At 54.1% G+C, this 19,957-nt stretch carries 16 protein-coding genes; 8 read left to right on the top strand and 8 right to left on the bottom strand.

The window, feature by feature from the left end:
• Nucleotides 1-93: 93 nt before the first annotated feature.
• The 3 genes from G506_RS0105165 (at nt 94) to G506_RS0105190 (ending at nt 2,999) form a co-directional block, all read left to right on the top strand.
• The gene (locus G506_RS0105165) at nt 94-1,083 is read left to right on the top strand and encodes a zinc-dependent alcohol dehydrogenase family protein (protein WP_028115935.1); all 990 of its coding nucleotides are present in this window, start codon (nt 94-96) and stop codon (nt 1,081-1,083) included.
• Between the two features lie 879 nt (nt 1,084-1,962).
• Nucleotides 1,963-2,550 carry a hypothetical protein gene (locus G506_RS0105185; RefSeq protein ID WP_028115937.1) on the top strand — a complete coding sequence of 196 codons (588 nt, stop codon included), beginning with the start codon at nt 1,963-1,965 and terminating at the stop codon, nt 2,548-2,550.
• Between the two features lie 59 nt (nt 2,551-2,609).
• Nucleotides 2,610-2,999 (top strand): hypothetical protein, encoded by a 390-nt coding sequence (locus tag G506_RS0105190; RefSeq protein ID WP_205619473.1) that lies wholly within the window; start codon nt 2,610-2,612, stop codon nt 2,997-2,999.
• A gap of 56 nt (nt 3,000-3,055) precedes the next feature.
• Here the strand turns inward: G506_RS0105190 and G506_RS0105195 are convergent, their stop codons facing one another.
• The 5 genes from G506_RS0105195 to G506_RS0105220 all read right to left on the bottom strand — a co-directional run bounded on the left by G506_RS0105195 (nt 3,056) and on the right by G506_RS0105220 (nt 8,408).
• Entirely contained in the window at nt 3,056-3,475 is a 420-nt protein-coding gene (locus G506_RS0105195) for an arsenate reductase family protein (RefSeq protein ID WP_028115939.1), read from the bottom strand.
• 13 nt (nt 3,476-3,488) lie between these two features.
• On the bottom strand, nt 3,489-3,800 hold the full coding sequence (yqfB, locus tag G506_RS0105200; protein WP_028115940.1) for a N(4)-acetylcytidine aminohydrolase: 312 nt from the start codon (nt 3,798-3,800) through the stop codon (nt 3,489-3,491).
• Nucleotides 3,801-4,036: 236 nt separating this feature from the next.
• Nucleotides 4,037-5,542 carry a lysine--tRNA ligase gene (lysS, locus tag G506_RS0105205; protein ID WP_028115941.1) on the bottom strand — a complete coding sequence of 502 codons (1,506 nt, stop codon included), beginning with the start codon at nt 5,540-5,542 and terminating at the stop codon, nt 4,037-4,039.
• Nucleotides 5,543-5,610: 68 nt separating this feature from the next.
• A protein-coding gene (prfB, locus tag G506_RS0105210) for a peptide chain release factor 2 (RefSeq protein ID WP_156904803.1) occupies nt 5,611-6,709 on the bottom strand; the annotation gives its coding sequence in 2 pieces (ribosomal slippage) (nt 5,611-6,633 and nt 6,635-6,709; 1,098 coding nt in all).
• A 163-nt stretch (nt 6,710-6,872) separates the two neighbouring features.
• A complete protein-coding gene (locus tag G506_RS0105220) occupies nt 6,873-8,408 on the bottom strand; it encodes a sigma-54-dependent Fis family transcriptional regulator (protein ID WP_028115943.1) in 1,536 nt (511 codons plus the stop codon).
• A 390-nt stretch (nt 8,409-8,798) separates the two neighbouring features.
• On the opposite strand from G506_RS0105220, the gene G506_RS0105225 reads away from it, so the two are divergent.
• The 5 genes from G506_RS0105225 to G506_RS18890 all read left to right on the top strand — a co-directional run bounded on the left by G506_RS0105225 (nt 8,799) and on the right by G506_RS18890 (nt 16,239).
• Nucleotides 8,799-10,445 (top strand): HAL/PAL/TAL family ammonia-lyase, encoded by a 1,647-nt coding sequence (locus tag G506_RS0105225; RefSeq protein ID WP_028115944.1) that lies wholly within the window; start codon nt 8,799-8,801, stop codon nt 10,443-10,445.
• Nucleotides 10,446-10,820: 375 nt separating this feature from the next.
• Nucleotides 10,821-12,476, top strand: coding sequence for an HAL/PAL/TAL family ammonia-lyase (locus tag G506_RS0105230; RefSeq protein WP_028115945.1), 1,656 nt, complete (start codon nt 10,821-10,823; stop codon nt 12,474-12,476).
• A 353-nt stretch (nt 12,477-12,829) separates the two neighbouring features.
• A complete protein-coding gene (locus G506_RS0105235) occupies nt 12,830-14,389 on the top strand; it encodes a flavocytochrome c (RefSeq protein ID WP_028115946.1) in 1,560 nt (519 codons plus the stop codon).
• A 15-nt stretch (nt 14,390-14,404) separates the two neighbouring features.
• Nucleotides 14,405-14,800, top strand: coding sequence for a cytochrome c3 family protein (locus G506_RS0105240; RefSeq protein ID WP_028115947.1), 396 nt, complete (start codon nt 14,405-14,407; stop codon nt 14,798-14,800).
• A 329-nt stretch (nt 14,801-15,129) separates the two neighbouring features.
• Nucleotides 15,130-16,239 (top strand): porin, encoded by a 1,110-nt coding sequence (locus tag G506_RS18890; RefSeq protein ID WP_051201916.1) that lies wholly within the window; start codon nt 15,130-15,132, stop codon nt 16,237-16,239.
• 102 nt (nt 16,240-16,341) lie between these two features.
• Here the strand turns inward: G506_RS18890 and recJ are convergent, their stop codons facing one another.
• From recJ to xerD, 3 genes are all read right to left on the bottom strand, one after another.
• Nucleotides 16,342-18,063: a single-stranded-DNA-specific exonuclease RecJ gene (gene recJ, locus G506_RS0105250; RefSeq protein WP_028115948.1), complete on the bottom strand. Its 1,722-nt coding sequence runs from the start codon at nt 18,061-18,063 to the stop codon at nt 16,342-16,344.
• Between the two features lie 122 nt (nt 18,064-18,185).
• Complete coding sequence (dsbC, locus tag G506_RS0105255) at nt 18,186-18,908, bottom strand: bifunctional protein-disulfide isomerase/oxidoreductase DsbC (RefSeq protein ID WP_028115949.1); 723 nt, start codon at nt 18,906-18,908, stop codon at nt 18,186-18,188.
• 151 nt (nt 18,909-19,059) lie between these two features.
• The gene (gene xerD, locus G506_RS0105260) at nt 19,060-19,947 is read right to left on the bottom strand and encodes a site-specific tyrosine recombinase XerD (RefSeq protein WP_028115950.1); all 888 of its coding nucleotides are present in this window, start codon (nt 19,945-19,947) and stop codon (nt 19,060-19,062) included.
• Nucleotides 19,948-19,957: the final 10 nt, after the last annotated feature.

Consider the following 19,957-nt stretch of genomic DNA (forward strand, 5'->3'; position numbering starts at 1 on the left):
AAGCTTAAAACTGATTGTGCACCAAGGTCATTAATTGGCTGTACTGGCTTTGCATATACTTGACTGGTCAATTTTCAACAGGAAATACCGATTATGAAAGCATCAGTCATTCGCGAGTTTGGTGGCGTAGAGAAGTTTGAACTGGCCGAGATGCCACAGCCTGAGGTTAAGGCTGGCCATGTGCTGGTTAAAGTGGCCGCTTCCAGCGTCAACACCGTCGACATGATGCTGCGGGAGATGGGGACTGCATTGCCGTTCGCACCGCAACTGCCGGCGATTCTGGGGATGGACTTTGCCGGTACCATCAGCGCCGTGGGTGACGGCGTAACCGACTTCGCGGTTGGCGACGAGGTCTACGGCTGCGCCGGTGGTCTGGCGGATCTGCAAGGCTCGCTGGCCGAATACATGCTGGCGGATACCAAGCTGATTGCCCGTAAGCCAGCCTCGTTATCAATGCGCGAAGCGGCGGCACTGCCACTGGTAGCGATCACCGCTTATGAAGGTCTGCAGCGCGCTGGCATTAGTGCCGGTCAGAAAGTACTGGTTCACGGCGGCGCCGGTGGCGTTGGCCACGTCGCGGTGCAGTTAGCCCGTTACTTCGGCGCCGAGGTGTTTGCCACTATCTCTAACGACAGCGGTGCTGAGCTGATGGCCAAGTTGGGGGCCACCGCCATCAACTACAAACAGCAAACCGTTGCCGACTACGTTGCCGCCCATACCGATGGCGTAGGGTTCGATCTGACCTACGACTCCGTCGGTGGCGAGAACATGCATAACTCCATCGAAGCCACCAAGCTCAACGGTCAGATCGCCTCTACCGTATCGCTGCTGGAGATGGACTTGTCGATGCTGCATCTCAAAGGCCAGTCGCTGCACATCGTGTTTATGTTGATCCCGATGATCCACAATATCGGCCGCGCCGCTCACGGTGAGATTTTGGCCAAGATCGCTGACATCGTTGACCAAGGGGCACTGACTCCGGTGCTGGATGCGGAGCAATTTAGCTTGGCCGACGCTGGCGCTGCCCACAGTCGTCTGGCCAGCGGCCAAGCGATCGGCAAAGTGGTAATTGATGTCGCCTAATCAGTCAGTTTAATCACTTTAAAAGCGCTGCCGTGATGGCGGCGCTTTTTGCATTTTAAGGCGCAGCAATACAGCGCTAATACCATTCTGCATAATCATCTGGTCTATCCAGCTTTCCCAGTAAACCCTCTTGTTTTAGCCTCCGGCGGTCAAGGGCGGTGCCCTTTGAAATCCCCTTCGCCTTCAAGGTTGACGAAATCCCCTCGTTCTCACCGCACTGCGCGGCAGCATCGGCCCGAGGCGGCATCCATGCCTTCACGGGCCTCTCGGGCATCCTGCCCTCGGCTTGCCGCTGCGTTTGCGGTTTCACTCGGCGTCAACAAGTCGGCAAAAGCATTCTGAATAGCTGTTACCGTGAAATCACCTGTTTGCGGTCTGAACCGGATAGATTTTCGCGAACCGGTTCGCGGCTACAATTGCGCCACTGACGGTTGCGCCAACGGGCTTTGGCCGACTCGCGGCGCTGAGCGGTGTGCTGTGGATTGAGGCAGGAGGCCATGGATGGCCGAAGTGCGCGGCTAAGTCAGGGACGATGCATCCGCGCAGTGCCGAAAGGAATAGCGCAAGGAGCGAAGGGTTGTCGCCGTGCTGGAGGCAATTGGGATTGAAAAGGGTGGAACCCTTTCCCGCCGGAGGCGAATACCAATCAGAAAACTTATCTAGTGGCTTCGACTTCGCAGCAGAAGATCAACACATCAATCTAAATAATACAATCCACTACCGGTAGCGACCACGACGTTGGATTTGCTCAGCGCTACCGACCATTACGACCAATTTTGCCAATTATCCAGCCACTAGGTAGCGTTTCTGGCTAAGGCCGAGTTTGCGAACCGGCGCTGACGATCCCTATAGTGCCGTCAATCAATAAGGAGATTGACGATGAAAACCACAACCCTCACCACCTTGATGACGCTGCTTATCAGCGCCAGCAGCCACGCCGCTTTTACCACCTCGGTTCCCGAACAGGACGCCTTCTTTGATCTGCTACGCGCCCATTGCGGCAAAGCCTATCAAGGTCAGGTGGTCAGCGGTGCCAAAGCCGGTGATGGCTTTAGCGATAAAACCTTGGTGATGCACGTGCGCGAATGCAGCGACGACCAGCTGAAAATTCCGTTTCACGTTGGTGATGACCATTCCCGCACTTGGATCCTAACCAAAACCGGCGCCGGGATTTTGCTTAAGCACGATCATCGCCAGCAAGATGGCAGCGATGATGAATCAACCATGTATGGCGGCCACACCAACCATCGCGGTTGGGCCAACGCCCAATCCTTCCCGGCTGATGATTACTCCAAGGATCTGTTCACCCGCTTAGGCTTTCCGCAGTCCAACGGCAACATCTGGCACATCTACATCTACCCAGAGGTATTTAGCTACCAACTGACTCGCGATGGCCGCGACTTTAAAGTGGATTTTGACTTAAGCAAACCGGTCGCGCTGCCACCTACGCCGTGGGGCTATCAATAGCGATTGGTTCATCAGCGCCCTATGCTTACAGCCTGTTTTCACCGTGATCTGAGGCATCGATGAAACGGCTCAATTCCGTTATTGCGCTACTTTTGCTGATGTGGGTTGCCGGCTGCGGCACCAGTGACGATAGCCTGCGCCAACAAGGCCATAATGAGGCCTATATTCAAGGGTTTCATGATGGCCGCCACAGCGGCATGAAACGCGCGGGCAATAATTTCGAGCATTACCTGAGAGACGAGCAGCGCTTTAATAACGATCGCCAATACCAGCAAGGCTGGCAGGCTGGGGAACAAGAAGGGATCCGCTTACAGCAGCAGGCCAAAGCGATCGGCACCGGCGCGGCGGCGGCAATGCCCACAACCAACAGCAGTTCGGTTGATCCGGATGCCATTGCTGATGAGGTTCTAAAAGAGGTCGACACCTCGACACTTAAGGGATTGCAGTAAACTGACCAATAATCAGGCCTGCCAACTGGCAGGCCTGATATTACTGCGTAAAAGGATTAACCGACGCGGTTGCCGTTGGCATCCAGCACCAGTTCGCCATCCTCTTTGAACAACGGCCCAGGCGGCCAGTTATCCAACAGGTCTAATACCGTTTCGCTAGGACGACAGAGTTTCACTCCTTTGGCGCTGCAGACGATTGGTCGGTTCACTAATACCGGATGCTGTAGCATCGCCTCCAAGATGGTTTCGTCGCTGACGCCATCGGCCAACAGGTCCAACTCGGCTGCCGGTGATTTGGTTTCCCGCAGCGCTTGACGTGGGGTTAACTCTGCTGCCGCAAACAGCGCCAACAGTTGTGGTTTAGTCCAACCGGTTTGCAGGTAGGGGATCACCACTGGCTGATAGCCAGCGGCTTCGATGATGCTGAGAACATTGCGCGAGGTGCCGCAATCGGGATTATGGTGAATAACGATCATGGCTCACTCTCCATTACGCCAGTTGATAGCTGATCACGTACAGCTGTTGGATGCCTGGGTAGATCTCATCGATCACCGCTTTCAGCTGTGGCAAGGTCATATTCTCTTGCTCGGCGTGGTAATCGGTCAATTCACTGAACAGAATCGGCTCAACGGCATTGATCTGCAACCGGCAAAAATGACGACCGTCTTCAAAGGTTGATACCTCAACCACCGAGCCCACTTCAAAGTTTTTCTCCGCTTCGTCGCGGATGGTGATGGTTTTCTTGCCGGACAGAATGTCGGCTTCAAAACGTTCAAAGAACGTCATTTCAGTGCGGTACATGGATTACCTCTAGAGAAAACAAAGCCGAGCACAGAGGCTCGGCTTATCAACGCTTTCCGCTACTAACTATTAACTGAAAACTAATAGCTAATAGCTAATAGCTAATAGCTAAAAACTAATCGCTTTCAGCTAATTACGCGTTCGCTTGCGGGCGCATCGCCGGGAACAGGATCACGTCACGGATGGCTCTGGGCATTAGTGTGTTGGTTCACCAACACCACCATCCGCGCATTGAATCAGCCGTTCGCTTGCGGGCGCATTGCTGGGAACAGGATCACGTCACGGATGGTGTGAGTGTTGGTGAACAGCATCGCCAGACGGTCGATACCGATACCTTGACCAGCGGTTGGTGGCAGACCGTGCTCCAGCGCGGTGATGTAGTCACCGTCGTAGAACATCGCTTCGTCGTCACCGGCGTCTTTAGCGTTAACCTGAGCCTTAAAGCGGTTGTCTTGGTCTTCCGCATCGTTCAACTCAGAGAAGCCGTTGGCCACTTCACGGCCGCCGATGAAGAATTCAAAGCGGTCGGTGAAGAATGGGTTGTCATCGCTGCGACGAGCCAGTGGCGAGATGTCCGCTGGGTAGCCGGTGATGAAGGTTGGCTGGATCAGTTGCGGCTCGGCGGTTTCACCGAAGATCTCTTCCAGCAGCTGACCACAAGTCCAGAACGGCTCTACGGTGATGTGCAGAGACTTAGCGATGGACACCATCAGATCGCGGTTTTGTACGCCCTCGAAGTCCAGTGCTTGGATTTCAGCGTGCTCTGGGTTGTAGTGCTTGATCGCTTCCAGCATGGTCATACGAGCGTACTTGCCACCGAACTCTACGGTGTGGTCGCCGTATGGCATCGCCGAGTGACCCAGTACCTCGATCGCCACGGTGCGCAGCATATCTTCGGTCAAGTCGATCAGATCGTTGTAATCCGCGTACGCCATGTAGAACTCAATCATGGTGAATTCTGGGTTGTGACGAGGAGACAGACCTTCGTTACGGAAGTTACGGTTGATTTCGAATACGCGATCGAAGCCACCAACCACCAGACGCTTCAGGTACAGCTCTGGAGCAATACGCAGGAACATCTCTTGATCCAAGGCGTTGTGGTGGGTGATGAATGGACGCGCCGACGCACCGCCTGGGATCACCTGCATCATTGGGGTTTCCACTTCCATAAAGTCTTTCGACTCCATGTAGCGGCGGATGGCAGAGATCAGCTTAGAACGTACTTTAAAGGCGTTACGGGAATCTTCGTTAACGATCAGATCCACGTAGCGCTGACGGTAACGCTGCTCTTGGTCGGTCAGACCGTGGAACTTCTCTGGCAGTGGACGCAGTGCTTTGGTCAGCAGCTGGTATTCGCCCATATCTACGTACAGATCGCCTTTGCCGGACAGGTGCAGCTGACCTTTAATACCGATGATGTCACCGATATCCAGACCGCCAATCGCTTTCAGTTCTTTCTGTACGTCTTTAGAGGCGTAGCCCTGAATACGGCCAGCAACGTCTTGGATCAGCAGGAATGGACCACGCTTGGCCATGATACGACCAGCGATGGCTACGATGTGGCCCGCTTGTTCCAGCTCTTCTTTGGTCTTGTCGCCAAACTCGGCCTGCAGTTCAGCAGACTTGTGGGTTGGGCGCCAGGTGTTTGGGTGACCGTTCGCTGGGCAGTTTTCACGGATCAGGTTCAGCTTAGCGCGACGTTCCGCGATCAACTTGTTTTCATCTTGTACTTGTTCAGTCATTGTCTTCAATTCCTAAATTCTTCCGTTATCGCCACGCTCGATGTTTAGCGTGGCAATAAGTCCGGTCGTTACAGACCGGATTTCAAAGAGGCTTCGATAAAGCGATCCAGATCACCATCCAGCACCGCTTGGGTGTTGCGGTTTTCCACGCCGGTGCGCAGATCCTTGATGCGGGAATCATCCAGCACGTAAGAGCGGATCTGGCTGCCCCAGCCGATGTCGGACTTGGCGTCTTCAGCGGCTTGCTTCTCGGCGTTCTGCTTGTGCATCTCCAGCTCGAACAGCTTGGCTTTCAGCTGTTTCATCGCTTGGTCTTTGTTCTTGTGCTGCGAACGTTCGTTCTGACACTGCACCACGGTGTTGGTTGGTACGTGGGTAATACGTACCGCCGATTCGGTGGTGTTAACGTGCTGACCACCAGCGCCCGAGGCACGGTACACGTCGATGCGCAGATCCGCTGGGTTGATGTCGATCTCGATGGAGTCGTCTACTTCTGGGTAGATAAACGCCGAGGAGAACGAGGTGTGACGGCGGCCGCCGGAATCGAATGGCGACTTACGTACCAAGCGGTGTACGCCAGTTTCGGTACGCAGCCAGCCGTAAGCGTATTCACCGACAAAGCGCACGGTGGCGGACTTCAGGCCAGCCACATCGCCTTCGGACACTTCGATCACTTCGGTCTTAAAGCCTTTGGCCTCACCCCAACGCAGGTACATGCGCAGCAGCATCGAACACCAATCTTGGGCTTCGGTACCGCCAGAGCCCGCTTGCAGATCCAAGTAGGCGTCGTTGCTGTCGTGAGCACCAGAGAACATCCGACGGAACTCTAGGTTTTCCAGCTTGGCGCCAAGGTCATCCAGTTCAGCTTGCGCTTCGTCAAAGCTGTCCTGATCTTCCTCTTCCACCGCCAGCTCCAGCAGTTCGGCAACGTCTTCCAAACCCTGCAGCAGATCGTCGATGGTTTTTACTACCGCTTCCAAGCCTGCGCGCTCACGACCGAGCGCCTGGGCGCGCTCCGGTTCATTCCATACGTCCGGCTGTTCTAGCTCGGCACTTACCTCTTCTAGACGCTCTTGTTTAGCGTCGTAGTCAAAGGTACCCCCTAAGGAGATTTGTCCGTTCCGACAACTCCTTAATTCGGTTCTGAACCGGATTAATTTCGAACATGTATGCCCTACTGATTTCTGAGTGGTTTTTGAAAGCGGCGATTGTACTAAAAAGCGGCGGCGTTGGCAGCCGAAAATCAGCATCGATAACCGCCATAAATGGTAGTTAAATAGGCAAACAAAAGGGCGACTCGATTAACCGAGTCGCCCTTGTTGATGAAGCGCTACATCAACCCCAATTTTTTCATCCGACTGCGCAGAGTATTGGGGTGCACTTGCAGGTGTTCGGCGACGCCGCCGGGGCCGTGGATCTTGCCACCGGTTAAGCGCATCGCATGCTCTAGGTATTTGGCGGTCATCAGATCCAGCGGCACCAGTTTATCGCTGGTGAAGTTGGCATCGATTACGATGGTGTCTTCCACTTCACTGATCGCGATGCCGTTACTGCCATCGGCATTTAAAAAGCCAAAATTAAGCTGGCCACCACGGGATTGGATCATCGCCCGCTCCACCGCATTATTCAGTTCCCGGACGTTGCCGGGCCAATCGTGAGCCTGCAACCGCAGCATATCTTGGCTGCTGATCAGCGGCAGCTGTTTAAAGCCAAGGCGGGGCATCAACCCTTCCATAAAATGGTGCACTAACAGCGGAATGTCCTGCCGTCGCTGCTGCAAATTAGGAATGTCGATTGGGAACACATTGAGGCGATACCACAAATCTTGGCGAAAATCGCCGCTTTTAACCATCTTGCCTAAGTCGCGGTGGGTCGCCGCCACCACGCGGATATCGAGCTCAACCGAATCGGCGCCGCCAACCCGAACAATGGTGCGGTTTTGCAACACCCGCAACAACCGTACCTGAGCCGATAGCGGCAATTCCCCCAGCTCATCCAGAAAGATGGTGCCGCCATTAGCCTGTTCAAAATAACCTTGCTTGCGCTTTTCGGCGCCGGTAAAAGCGCCGCGCTCATAACCAAACAGCTCAGAATCGATCAAGCTGTCAGGGATCGCGCCGCAGTTAACCTTAATAAAGGGTTTATTGGCGCGGCTGGAACGACGATGGATGGCGTTGGCGATCACCTCTTTACCAACCCCGGTATCACCGGTCAGTAGCACGGTACTTTCCAGTGGTGCAATCGCTTCTACCTGTTCCATCACGGTTTTTAAGCCATTGCGGGCGCCGATCACCTCGTCATTATCGATGATGCAACGACGCAGCTGACGGTTTTCTGAGATCAAACTGGCGTTATCGACCAGCAAATTATGCTGCTGCAGGTAGTAGGCGGTCACCACCGAAAATGGCCGCTTAAACTGCTGCAGTAGCTCGGCATGGCGATTGTTAAAGGCTGCTTCATTGTGAGAATAGAGCGCCACCACCCCAAGATGAACATCGTCGCTTTTCAGCCGCATCAGCAATACCGAGCGCGCCTGTGGCAGCAACTGACTCAGCACATGACTGGTGGTGGGGTCTTGGCTGATGTCGGTCAAGATCCGCATGGTTGGGCGTTCCGGATCACTCAACTGCACACACATCTGCTCGGTCAAAGCGATGCGCCGATCCAGCAGTCGACCGCTGTGCGCATCCGCCACCGCCACCCCCTGGATCTCCTGACTTTGCGGCATAAACAGGTTGATGTAGATGCCATCAGCAGGAAAGTGCGGCTGCAGTACCGCAAAGCTCTCAAACAGGGCTTTTTGGATCTGTAAGCTGCTAAACAACGCTTGGGTAACGTCGCGATAAAGTTTGGGTTCTAAAGACATTTCCTGGGCAGCGGAAGCGCAATTAATTCAGAGATCATTCAACTTTACAAAAACACACTTCAGCGATTCTGTGTCACAGCTCAAACTTGTTTGGACGTCCATTGGCGAGACTTCCAAACTGGCGCTTTGATCACGCTATTTGGTAATCAACAAAAAGAGAATTCCATTCATTGACAAAAATTCGCGAAAAAAACCGGTTTTTGCCAAGCATTTGGCAGCAACACGAAGTTTCGTGGGCGTAAATTACGATATCTCGTGGTTGCTCGTGCTTGATCCCGATTCACGACAATACCTCTTTCGCTGTACCTCCATCGGCATACACTGCGAGCACAGCAATCACGAACCTCACTCGTGATTGATTACCACTTTCGTATTCTTGTGGAGCACACCATGAAGACTTCAACCAGCAAAATCGCCCTAGCGGTCCTGATGACCCTGGCCGGCGGCCAAGCATTGGCAAAAGACAGCATCGAACTGAACGGTTTCGATATGACCCTAGAGCAAGCGTGGCAGATCGCCGAAGGCAAAGCCGAGGTCGAGATCGACGGCAAAGCGGAAAAGCGCTTAGAGAAAGCCTTTGATACCCTGATGACCTCTGCCCGCCTAGGTAAGCCAGTGTACGGCCTGACCGTGGGTGTGGGTCTGAACAAGGATCAAAAGCTGTTTGATGCGTCTGGTGAAATGACCGAAGAAGCGCTGAAAGCGTCTCGCGAATTCCAGTACAACGCGTTCCGTTCTCACAGCGCCGGTGTGGGTGAGCCAATGGATCCAGAACTGGTACGTCTGGGCATGGTAGTTCGTCTGAACACCCTGCTGCACGGCCAAACTGGCGTACAGCCAGAAGTGGCGGATCTGTACGTACAGTACCTGAACCACGACATCATCCCAGTGATCCCATCCCAGGGCACCGTTGGTGAAGCTGACATTCTGCTGGCCTCTCACGTTGGTCTGGCGATGGTTGGCGAGTGGGAAGTGTTCTACAAAGGCGAGCGCGTAAGCTCCGCTAAAGCGATGCAAGACGCCGGCATCAAGCCACTGAACCCAATCGGTAAAGATGCGCTGTCTATCCTGTCTAACAACGCTTTCTCTACCGCTTACACCATGAAAGGCTTTAAGCAGGCAGAACAGCTGCTGGAAGTGGCACCAACCACGTTCGCCCTGTCGCTGGAAGCGCTGAACGGCAACGTTTCACCGTACCTGCCACAAACCAACGACGTGCGCCCATTCCCTTCCGTACAAGCGATGTCTGAAACCATTCTGGAGCAGCTGGACGGTTCTTACCTATGGGATGCCAACGCTGAGCGTTCACTGCAGGATCCACTGTCCTACCGTACCTCTGGCTACACCTTCGCCATGGCCCAAAAAGCCGCTGACGAACTGGAAAAGATGCTGCTGATCCAAGTCAACGCATCCGATGACAACCCAGCGGTAGTGCTGGAGCCATCCAAGAAGTACCTGAAAGAATCTCAGCTGCAGCAATACTTGGTGGAAGGTAAAGGTGGCGTGTTCCCAACCGCTAACTTCAACCCTCTGCCAGTGGCGATGGCCGCGCAGCAGTTGAACATCGCCTTGGCTCAGGTATCTCACAACACTGCGATGCGTACTCTGCGTCTGTCTGATGATCAGTTCACCAAACTGCCACGCTTCCTAAGCGCTCCAGGTAACCCAGGCCACGCTTTTGGTGCCGTACAGAAGACCTTTGCTGATCTGCACACCCGCAACAAGCAACTGGCTCAGCCGGTAACCTTCGAAGGTCTGTCTATCGCTGGCAACATCGAAGACACCTTTACCAACCTGAAGCTGGTATCTGACAACCTGATCCAGATCACCGACAACATGTACACCATGTTCGGTGTGGAACTGCTGCACAGCACCCAAGCGATCGACCTGCGTCGCGCTAAAAACCCAGATCTGAAACTGGGTGAAGCGACCGAAGAGCTGTACGACGCTTACCGCGCTAAAGTACCGTTCGTGAAAGTTGACCGTCCATACACCCCAGATATCGCTGCGGGTAAACTGGTGGTAGAACAGTTCTAATACTGCTCTGAGCCCGCTAACTCTCTGGACTTAGCGACTCAATCAAAAATCCCCCTCGGGCAAAGCCCAAGGGGGATTTTGTTTTATGGGCGATTTACTGCCCCTATCGAATACAGCTTATTGCTCATCACGCTTTATTTAATCCGGATAATAAAGTTATTTCCCAATCAGCAAAAAACATTAAACAAAACACCAAATCACTTTATTTAAGAGAACTTCATTCAATAGCCGAAATATCGCAATATAAATTACGAAATACAGTTAATCGAACAACGATATCGCAATTAACCCATAAAGTGTCGGCAGCAACCTGGTTATTTAGCGTTGGCACAGCGATTGCTCTTTATTCATGGTCTACTAATCAGGAGTATTACCATGAATTGCATTTCCAAAATCGCCGTTGCCGTTGCCGGCCTGTTGGCTTCCAATTACAGCCTGGCTGCTGATGCCATTGAACTGAATGGCAAAAACATCACCCCAGAACAAATCGTTGCCATCGGCTATCAGGGCGAACAGGTTAGCTTATCGAAAGCTGGCGTAGAGCGGATGGAGCGCGGCCACCAAGTACTGCTGGCCAGTGCCGCTCAAGGTATGGGCGTGTACGGTCTGACCGTTGGCGTGGGCTGGAACAAAGACCAACCGGTATTTGGCAAAGACGGCAAGATGAGCCCAGAACTGCGCGGCAAATCAGAGTTATTTAACCGCGATCTAACCTACACCCATACTGCAGCGATTGGTCCATACGTCAGCGATGACATCGTGCGTATGGCAATGGCAATTCGATTAAATCAATTGATGACCGGCCATATCGGTATTCAGCCAGCTGTGGCTCAAATGTACGTAGATTTTCTTAACCACGACATCGTTCCACGTGTTCCTGCTCGTGGTTCTGTGGGCACTGCTGACATTCTGCCATCAGCGCACATCGCACTGGCGATGATGGGCGAGTGGGACGTAACCTATAAAGGCAAAGTAATGCCCGCGGCCGATGCGATGAAGCAGGCGGGCTTAACCCCGGTAAAACTGTACGCCAAAGACGCGCTGTCCATTTTCTCTAACTCTTCTATGGCTGTCGCCTACGCGGTTGATGTGGCCAACAAGACCGAACACCTGCTGGAAGCGGCACCAAAGGTTGTCGCGATGAGCTTAGAGGCTCTGAACGGCAACGTTTCCCCATACTTAGCGCAAACCGTAGAACTGCGCCCAATGCCTTACGTCGCTGAAGTCTCTGCCGACATCACTGCGCAACTGGATGGCTCGTACCTGTGGCAAGTTGACGACAAACGCGCGCTGCAAGATCCGCTGGCCTTCCGTGGCTCACAATGGTCACTGGCGTCGGCGTGGGATGAACTGCACGATCTGAAATCGATGATCAACACCCACCTAAACAGCTCTGACGATAACCCAGCTATCGTCCTGAACAGCAAAGACGCCCGCCAAACCTACGCCGATGCGCCACAGGTGCAAAAGTACTTCGTTGACGGCGAATACAGTGGTGCCGTGTTCTCTGCCTCTAACTTCGAGCCAGTACAATTGGCGGTTAAGATGCAAGGTCTAAGCATCGCCCTTGGCCACGTTAGCCGCGACTCGGTATTCCGTACTCTAAAACTGGCAGACCCTGCGTTTACCCACCTGACCCGCTTTATGAATGCACCGGAAAATCACGGCCACGGCTTCGGTGCCATCCAAAAGACCTTCGTAAACTTGTTCGCCGAGAGCAAAGCCCTGATCGATCCTGTCTCTTTGGAAGGGGTAGCGGTTGCTGGTTACATCGAAGATACCTTCACCCACATGATGCTGGTTGGCCAGCGCATGGATACGGTACTGGATAACCTCAGCTACATGTACGGCCTAGAGATGATGCACTCGGCACAAGGTATCGACATCCGTATGCGCGATGAAAAACGCGGCATCGGCGCCGGCACCTTAGAAGTCCACCAAAACTTCCGTAAACAGGTACCTTTCGTTGCCCAAGACCGCCCATTTACTAAAGATATCGAAGCCGCCAAACAATATATCGACCAACTCTAACTAATTAGTGTAAACATTTAACAAAAGCGCCCTTGAGCAACCCATTCAAGGGCGCTTTTTTATTGAGTTTTTGAAAAATAAAATTTCCATTCGCGGTAATTTAATACAGCCATTCACGACATTTCGTTAAGGGCGCTGCCAGATCCCTTTTAAAAGCAACAAAAACCAAGCGATCCGCTCAATAAAACCACACTACAAATCGGCAACACGAGGTTTCGTAGCGACATTCACGAAATCCCGTAATAGCTTTGTTGGCATCATAGTTTCACGGCATTTTACCCCTAAATTGGTAGTTGGCACGCCCCCTGCTCTTAGCTTGGCATAGTTCATCAAAACCCTAGTGGAGTAACTCCATGTCAAACGATATGCCAATGAATGTGTCGCGCCGCGCGATGCTGAAAAAGACCGCCGCTCTGGCTGCGGGCAGCGCGACCCTGATGGTTGCCGCACCAAGCCAAGCGGCTGAGTGCAAACCAGCTACCCCTAAATTCGACGAAATCTACGACATCATCGTGGTAGGTTCCGGCTTCGCTGGCATGGCTGCGGCCGTACAAGCAGCCGAAGACGGTGCCAAAGTACTGGTTATCGACAAGATGCCAGTATTCGGTGGTAACTCCACCATCAACGGTGGCGCAATGGCGGTTGCCGGCTCTAGCCTGCAAGCCAAAGAAGGCATCAAAGACAGCGTTGCTGTGATGGTTGAAGACATGCTGGCCGCTGGCCGTGGCATGAACGACAAGAAGATGCTGGAACTGGTATGTAACGGCACCGCTGAATCCGCCAAATGGCTGGAAGAGCGCGGCACCGAATGGAAGCCGTTCGTACAGCACTTCGGTGGTCACTCTATCCCTCGCGTACTGCAAACCAAGCAAAGCTCTGGCGCTGGCATCATTCGCCCACTGATCAAAGTGGCGAAAGAGAACGGCGTAACCATGTACACCCAGAACGATCTGCGTGGTTTCATCAAAGATGAAGCGGGCCGCGTAATCGGTATCGAAGTGCAAGCGGACTACTTCTGGCCGAAGAAGCGCTCTGGTACTCCGAAGCAGTACGGCGCTCGCAAAGGCGTGATCATGGCCACCGGTGGCTTCGGTCAAGATCTGGAGTTCCGTACCATCCAGCAGCCAAGCCTGACGGCTGATGTTGACTCCACCAACCACGGCGGCGCGACCGCTGATGCACTGAAACTGATGCTGCTGGCCGGCGCCAACCCAGTGCACCTGAACGAAATCCAGCTGGGCCCATGGGCGTCTCCAGACGAGAAAGGTTTCGGTACTGCATCGCAGTTCAACACCATCGGTACCTACATCAATGGTCTGGTAGTAGACGTGCGCACCGGTAAGCGTTTCTTCAACGAACTGGCTGACCGTAAAGCCCGTGCTGACGCGATCATGACCCGTCGTGATGAAAACGGCGCACCGGTATACCCAATTGGCTTTGTTAACCACAAAGGCGCTGAGCGTGCTCAGACTCTGGAGTGGGGCATGAAGTACAACGTAATCAAGAAAGCCGACACCTTGGAAGAACTGGCGGCGCTGTACGGCATGCCAGCCGACGCGCTGAAACAGACCGTAGCGGACTGGAACGAAGCGGTTCGCACCGGCGAAGACAAAGAGTTTGGCCGTCCACTGATGCAAGCGTTCGAGCTGACTGAAGGCCCATGGTACGCCGCACGCATGTGGCCAAAAGTACACTACTGCATGGGTGGCGTTCGCGTGAACACCAACTCTGAAGTACTGCACTTGGTTACCAACAAGCCAATCGATGGCCTGTACGCGGCTGGCGAAGCCACCGGTGGTATCCACGGCGCGTCTCGTCTGGGTGCCTGTGCGGTAGCGGAAGGCGTAGTAACTGGTCGTAACGCGGCGAAACACGCGGCAACCAGCACCCCTGTGTCTCTTGAACTGGCTTAATTAGGTATAACGATAATGATCAAACGTAATCTGACTGTACTGGCCGGTGTGGTTCTGGCTCTGGGCATGGCAAACGTAGCAGTCGCTGCAAAAATGCCGCTGAAATCCTACCACCAAGAGATGTTCACCGAAGCCGATGGCAGCGTTGACTGTTCCGGTTGTCATGGTGACCAGAAGAAGTACACCGCACCAGCGGTAGAAAACTGCACCACCTGTCACGGCAGCGTAGAAGAGTTGGCCGAGAGCACCGCTCGCCCAGATCACAGCCACAAGTACGAGCCGAACCCACACGACTCGCTGCACTACGGCACCGATCTGAACTGCTCTTACTGCCATGCTGAGCACAAGAAGCCAAAGGTTTACTGCAACCAGTGCCACGAGTTCGAATACCCAGAGATGCAGCGTAAGTAACAGCGCCGTCCATCGTGCGCTTTACCATCATCATCGATAAGGGGCCATTTGGCCCCTTAATTTCAGCTCGTCAGCGACCACGTAGCGCGATAACTGCCGCAGCCATTAATTTCACTATTTTTGGCACTTCCCCCCAACTTTGCGGCAGATCACTTTCCTTTCGCGCTATTTCGTAACCATTAACGACATTCCGTTAATGGTTACTACGCCATTTCGTTATTGCCACTGACGCTTCAAACAAATCCCCATATACGCCCCAATATCGGCCGTTGGCACGCCCTTCGCTCTGTCTTAGCCATCTAACCCAGAGTATTTTTAGGGAAATCCCAATGAAAAAATCGATTCTGTTCCTGTCCGTCGCGGCAGCACTGACCACCCAAGCGCAAGCCATTGAACTGCACAACGACGGCGTTAACAAAGTGACCCTCGGTGGCCACCTGACCGCGCAAATTGGCAACGTTGAGTGGTACCAAGGCGTGGATAAGAACACCCAACTGCGTGCTAACTCACCGCGTATCAACCTGAACCTGACCCGCGACATGGGCAACGGTTTTACCGCCGATGCCACCATCGAAAGCGGCTACAACATGATGAACGAAGGTAACTCTTGGAACACCCGTTTGGGTTTCATTGGTGTTAGCCACGCCGACTACGGCCGCATTTCGTTCGGTAAAGAGTGGTCAACCTACTATGACGCCGCGTGGTGGACCGATATGCCAGTGGTATTCAGCTCAGACCAACTGGGCATCTACACCGGCGACACTTCCGGCGAAGCGTCAGGCATGGGCCGTGCAGACCAAGCGGTTCAGTACCGTAAAGGTTTTGAACTGGGTGACTTCGGTAGCTTGAAAGTGGGCCTGCAGTGGCAGGGCGAAACCGCAAACCTAGCCGAACGTCTTGGTGGTAGCCTGATCTACCAGATCGCCGATTTCAAACTGGGCACCTCCTACGTGGGCGGCGACATCCTAAACGCTGATTACTTCACTGCAGCAAAACCAGCCGAATATGAAGATAAACTGGAATCTTGGCAGGTAAGCGCCGCCTACGGTCAATGGGGTCAAGGCTTGTACGTTGCGGCTTCTTACCAGCTGGGCACCAACACCGAAGCCAACATGCGCTTTATTGGTGACTCCAAAGGTTTTGAAGCGATCACCGCTTATGGCCTAGAGTGCGACACCACCGTATTTGTCTCCTACCGTCAGCTGGAAAGCGATGGTGAGATGATCGCCTCCTACCAAGGTAAAGACGACAAGGCTCCGAACTACCGCCCAGGCTTTGAAGGCAACGGTGACGACCAGTGGGAAGAGTCGTTTGTCTCTTTCGGCGCTCAGCACCAGCTGACCGAAAACGTAATGGTGTTTGCTGAATACAACCTCAGCACCGGCGAAGACCGTGATGGCGACAACCAGTACGCCATGGGTGTACGTCTGTTCCTGTAATCCGGACATACGCCGCAGGATGCAGACCGCCTAACCCTGCAGCTTGCAAACCATAAAAAATCGCCGCAATTGCGGCGATTTATCTATCTGCGAACCTTGCGGTTACGCCGAGGCTAAGTGCTCCACCATCAGTTGAACACTATCGCGACCGCGCCAATGGTTAACGTCTAGTTTGTAGACCAAGTTCAACCACTGCACGCTGGCGTCCGGCCACTGCTTGCGATCGACGTTAAAGGCGATGGCGTCAAATTGCTTGCTGCCACACTCGGTCTCAACCGTCATCTTTAAGTGTTTATCCGCCAGCAGTCGCTGATCCAATAACTTAAAGTGGCCATCAAACAGCGGCTCTGGGAAGTGCTGCCCCCACGGACCGGCGTTACGCAGCAGCTGGGCGGTTTCCAAACTCATCTGCTCGGCACGCAGTTCGCCATCGGATAACAGCTCGCCAGTTAACTGATGCTCCTCGATGGTGCTGCGCACTTCGTTATCGTACAACTCGGCAAAGCGGTCGTAGTCGGCCTCTTTCAGTGACAAGCCCGCCGCCATCGCGTGGCCGCCGAATTTCAAGATCAGCCCCGGATGCTGGGTATCGATCCGCTCCAGCAGATCACGCATATGCAGCCCTTCAATGGAACGCGCCGAGCCTTTGATTTCACCACCGCCCGCTTCAGCAAAGGCGATCACCGGGCGGTGGTATTGCTCTTTAATCCGCGACGCCAAAATGCCAATCACCCCTTGGTGCCAATCACTTTGATAGAGCGCCAATCCCCACGGCAGTTGCTGACCGCCAAGGTTTAACCTGGTTAACGCCGCTTGCGCCTCCTGTTGCATCCCTTGCTCAATCTCGCGTCGTTCGCGGTTCAAGCCGTCAAGGCTGGCGGCAATTTGCCGCGCTTCGTTGATGTCATCGGTGAGCAAACAGGCGATCCCCAACGCCATATCATCCAGACGGCCAGCGGCGTTCAGCCTTGGGCCAACGGTAAAGCCCAAGTCCGAAGCCACAATCCGTGGCAACTCTTTGTTGGCTACCTCCAGCAGCGCCTGGATCCCCGGACGACAACGACCAGCGCGAATGCGGCGCAGTCCTTGATGCACTAACACTCGATTGTTGTGATCCAGTGGCACCACATCGGCGACGGTGCCAAGCGCAACGATATCGAGCCAATCCGCTAAGTTGGGCATGGCGATCTGTTGCTGGGCAAACCAGTCGCGCTGGCGCAATTCTGCCCGCAGCGCCGACATTAAATAAAACGCCACACCAACGCCCGCCAGCGCCCGCGAGCCAAAACCGCACTCATCGCGGTTGGGGTTCACAATCACATCGGCGTCCGGCACGGTGCTGCCCGGTAAATGGTGATCGGTAACCAATACCTGCATCCCAGCGGCTTTAGCGGCATCAACCCCAGCGTGCGCCGAAATACCGTTATCGACGGTGATCAACACCTCGGCGCCACCCTGCTGCGCCAGAGCCACCAGCGGTGGACTGAGGCCGTAACCGTAGTCGAAACGGTTCGGCACGATGTAATCAACGAATCGCGCCCCCATCGAGCGCAGCGCCAGCATCACCACCGCGCTGGAGGTCGCGCCATCGGCATCGAAGTCACCAACAATCACCAGCCGCTTTTGTGCGGCAATGGCATCGGCCAGCAGCGTGGCGCCTTCGCGCAGCCCAAGCATCGAACTGGGGCTTAATATGTCGCTAAGTTCCAGCCCCAATTGATTGCTGTCGCTGATGCCACGGCGGGCATAAATCTGCGCCAGTAACGGATCTAAATGGGTCAAAGCGGAGGTGTCAGCGTCAGCGCGACGGGTAATGCGAACCATAGCGGGGGCCTATCAAGATGCAAGTCGGTTGATGGTAACGCGCCTGCCAACAAAAAGGCACCGCTGCCGCGATGCCTTGAAGCAAATCTGCACAACCATCTGACGATTGCGGAGATCGAAATTTAGCTGCGTTTAAGCGCTTCCAGCAGTTGCTGCGGCGGCATGTAACCTGGGATAAGATCGCCGTTTTGGGTAACAATCGCTGGCGTACCCGTTACCCCAAGGCCACCACCAACTTGGTAGTGGGTGGCAACGTGCTTAGCGGCAGCACAGTCGGTTTTCGACAGGCGCTGGCTGGTGGTCTTGCCATCGGTCATCGCCTGCTGCTGATCGGCGGCACACCAGATCGCTTCCATCTCGTCCCAAGTACCGGCGTTTTGGCCGTTACGCGGGAACGCTAAATAGCGCACGGTGATCCCCAGCTTGTTGTACTCGGCAATGTCGTCGTGCAGCTTACGGCAGTAGCCGCAGCTGATGTCGGTAAAGACCGAGATCACGTACTTTTCATTGTCTGCTGGAAAATCGATGGTGGTGCCATCCAACTTCGCCAGCTGATCACGACGAACTTCGGTCAACGCCGCATCGGTTAAGTTGGCCATGCGGTTATCAAGATCGTACAGGTTGCCGTGGAACAGGGTTTTACCATCCTCGCTGATGTAAAAAATCCCCTTATCGGTGTGCAGTTGCAACATCCCCGCCACCGGCGATGGCACCACTTTATCTACTTGTACACCTAAGGTGCTTTTCACTTTGGCTGCGATGGCGGCACTGTCGGTAACAGTGGCGGCGCTGACCGAGAACGCCATTAGCGCGCTCACCAGTACCGAGGCGACTGACTTTTTCATACTGCGAGGATCCAAATAATTGCTACGTCGGGCCAGTAGACCCATCAAATCGACAAAAAGTTGCCGCAATTGGCGATTAATTGCCAGCGACCAGTGCGTGATCAGTGAGTGATCGCGCTTTTTATGTGATTCAGCCAACACTTAGGTTCACTTAACCGCGGGGATGATGTTGCTGATGCAGCTGCTGCAAGCGCGCATTAGCTACATGGGTATAGATTTGCGTAGTGGATAAGTCACTGTGACCTAACAACAATTGCACCACTCGCAGATCCGCGCCGTGGTTAAGCAAATGAGTAGCAAACGCGTGCCGTAGGGTGTGCGGTGACAATGGCTTAGTGATCCCCGCAAGCACAGCATAATGCTTGATTCGATGCCAAAAAGTCTGCCGCGTCATCTGAGTACCACGCTTAGAGGGAAACACCACATCAGAGCGCCCAAGCCCCAACAATTCGCCACGGCCATGGCGCAGGTATTGCTCTAGCCGCTGCTGCGCGGCCTCGCCCATCGGTACTAACCGTTCTTTGCCACCTTTACCAACTACCCGGACAACCCCCTGCACTAAGCCAATCTGCTCCAACCGTAAACTCACCAATTCGGTGACCCGCAGACCGGTGGCGTACAACAGTTCCAACATCGCGCTGTCGCGAAGTTCTATCAATAGATCAAGGTTTGGCGCTGCCAGCAGCGCCTCAACATCGGCTTCGGATAGAGTATCCGGCAGATCTCGCGGCAATTTCGGTCGCACCAACTTGATGGTGGGATCGGCCTCAATCTGTTTGGTTGCACAGGCGTGACCATAAAACCGCTTTAAACTGGTTAACGCCCGCGCATTCGACGACGCCGCCAAGCCTTGTTGCTTGCGCAGACTGAAGTAGTGATCCAGATCGCTGGCGCTAAGCGTTAGCAGGCCACGCTCGCCGGCAAAGGCGCGATCCAGATGCAGCAGATCGTGGCGATAGGCGGCTAAGGTATTATCTGACAAACCACGCTGCGACCACAGTTGGTCACAAAACTGCTCGATAAGTTGTTCATTGCTCATGGCGTTTCAA

Origin of the sequence: Ferrimonas senticii DSM 18821, from assembly GCF_000422665.1 — a bacterium.
Taxonomy (GTDB): Bacteria; Pseudomonadota; Gammaproteobacteria; order Enterobacterales; family Shewanellaceae; genus Ferrimonas; species Ferrimonas senticii.

Excerpts from the sequence above, each read along its gene's own strand:
- recJ (WP_028115948.1), bottom strand. The coding sequence starts at position 18,063 with ATGGTTCGCATTACCCGTCGCGCTGACGCTGACACCTCCGCTTTGACC.
- yqfB (WP_028115940.1), bottom strand. The coding sequence starts at position 3,800 with ATGTACCGCACTGAAATGACGTTCTTTGAACGTTTTGAAGCCGACATT.
- G506_RS0105190 (WP_205619473.1), top strand. The coding sequence starts at position 2,610 with ATGAAACGGCTCAATTCCGTTATTGCGCTACTTTTGCTGATGTGGGTT.
- G506_RS0105235 (WP_028115946.1), top strand. The coding sequence starts at position 12,830 with ATGTCAAACGATATGCCAATGAATGTGTCGCGCCGCGCGATGCTGAAA.
- xerD (WP_028115950.1), bottom strand. The coding sequence starts at position 19,947 with ATGAGCAATGAACAACTTATCGAGCAGTTTTGTGACCAACTGTGGTCG.
- G506_RS0105230 (WP_028115945.1), top strand. The coding sequence starts at position 10,821 with ATGAATTGCATTTCCAAAATCGCCGTTGCCGTTGCCGGCCTGTTGGCT.
- G506_RS0105195 (WP_028115939.1), bottom strand. The coding sequence starts at position 3,475 with ATGATCGTTATTCACCATAATCCCGATTGCGGCACCTCGCGCAATGTT.
- dsbC (WP_028115949.1), bottom strand. The coding sequence starts at position 18,908 with ATGAAAAAGTCAGTCGCCTCGGTACTGGTGAGCGCGCTAATGGCGTTC.
- G506_RS18890 (WP_051201916.1), top strand. The coding sequence starts at position 15,130 with ATGAAAAAATCGATTCTGTTCCTGTCCGTCGCGGCAGCACTGACCACC.
- G506_RS0105220 (WP_028115943.1), bottom strand. The coding sequence starts at position 8,408 with ATGTCTTTAGAACCCAAACTTTATCGCGACGTTACCCAAGCGTTGTTT.
- G506_RS0105185 (WP_028115937.1), top strand. The coding sequence starts at position 1,963 with ATGAAAACCACAACCCTCACCACCTTGATGACGCTGCTTATCAGCGCC.
- G506_RS0105165 (WP_028115935.1), top strand. The coding sequence starts at position 94 with ATGAAAGCATCAGTCATTCGCGAGTTTGGTGGCGTAGAGAAGTTTGAA.
- lysS (WP_028115941.1), bottom strand. The coding sequence starts at position 5,542 with ATGACTGAACAAGTACAAGATGAAAACAAGTTGATCGCGGAACGTCGC.
- G506_RS0105240 (WP_028115947.1), top strand. The coding sequence starts at position 14,405 with ATGATCAAACGTAATCTGACTGTACTGGCCGGTGTGGTTCTGGCTCTG.
- G506_RS0105225 (WP_028115944.1), top strand. The coding sequence starts at position 8,799 with ATGAAGACTTCAACCAGCAAAATCGCCCTAGCGGTCCTGATGACCCTG.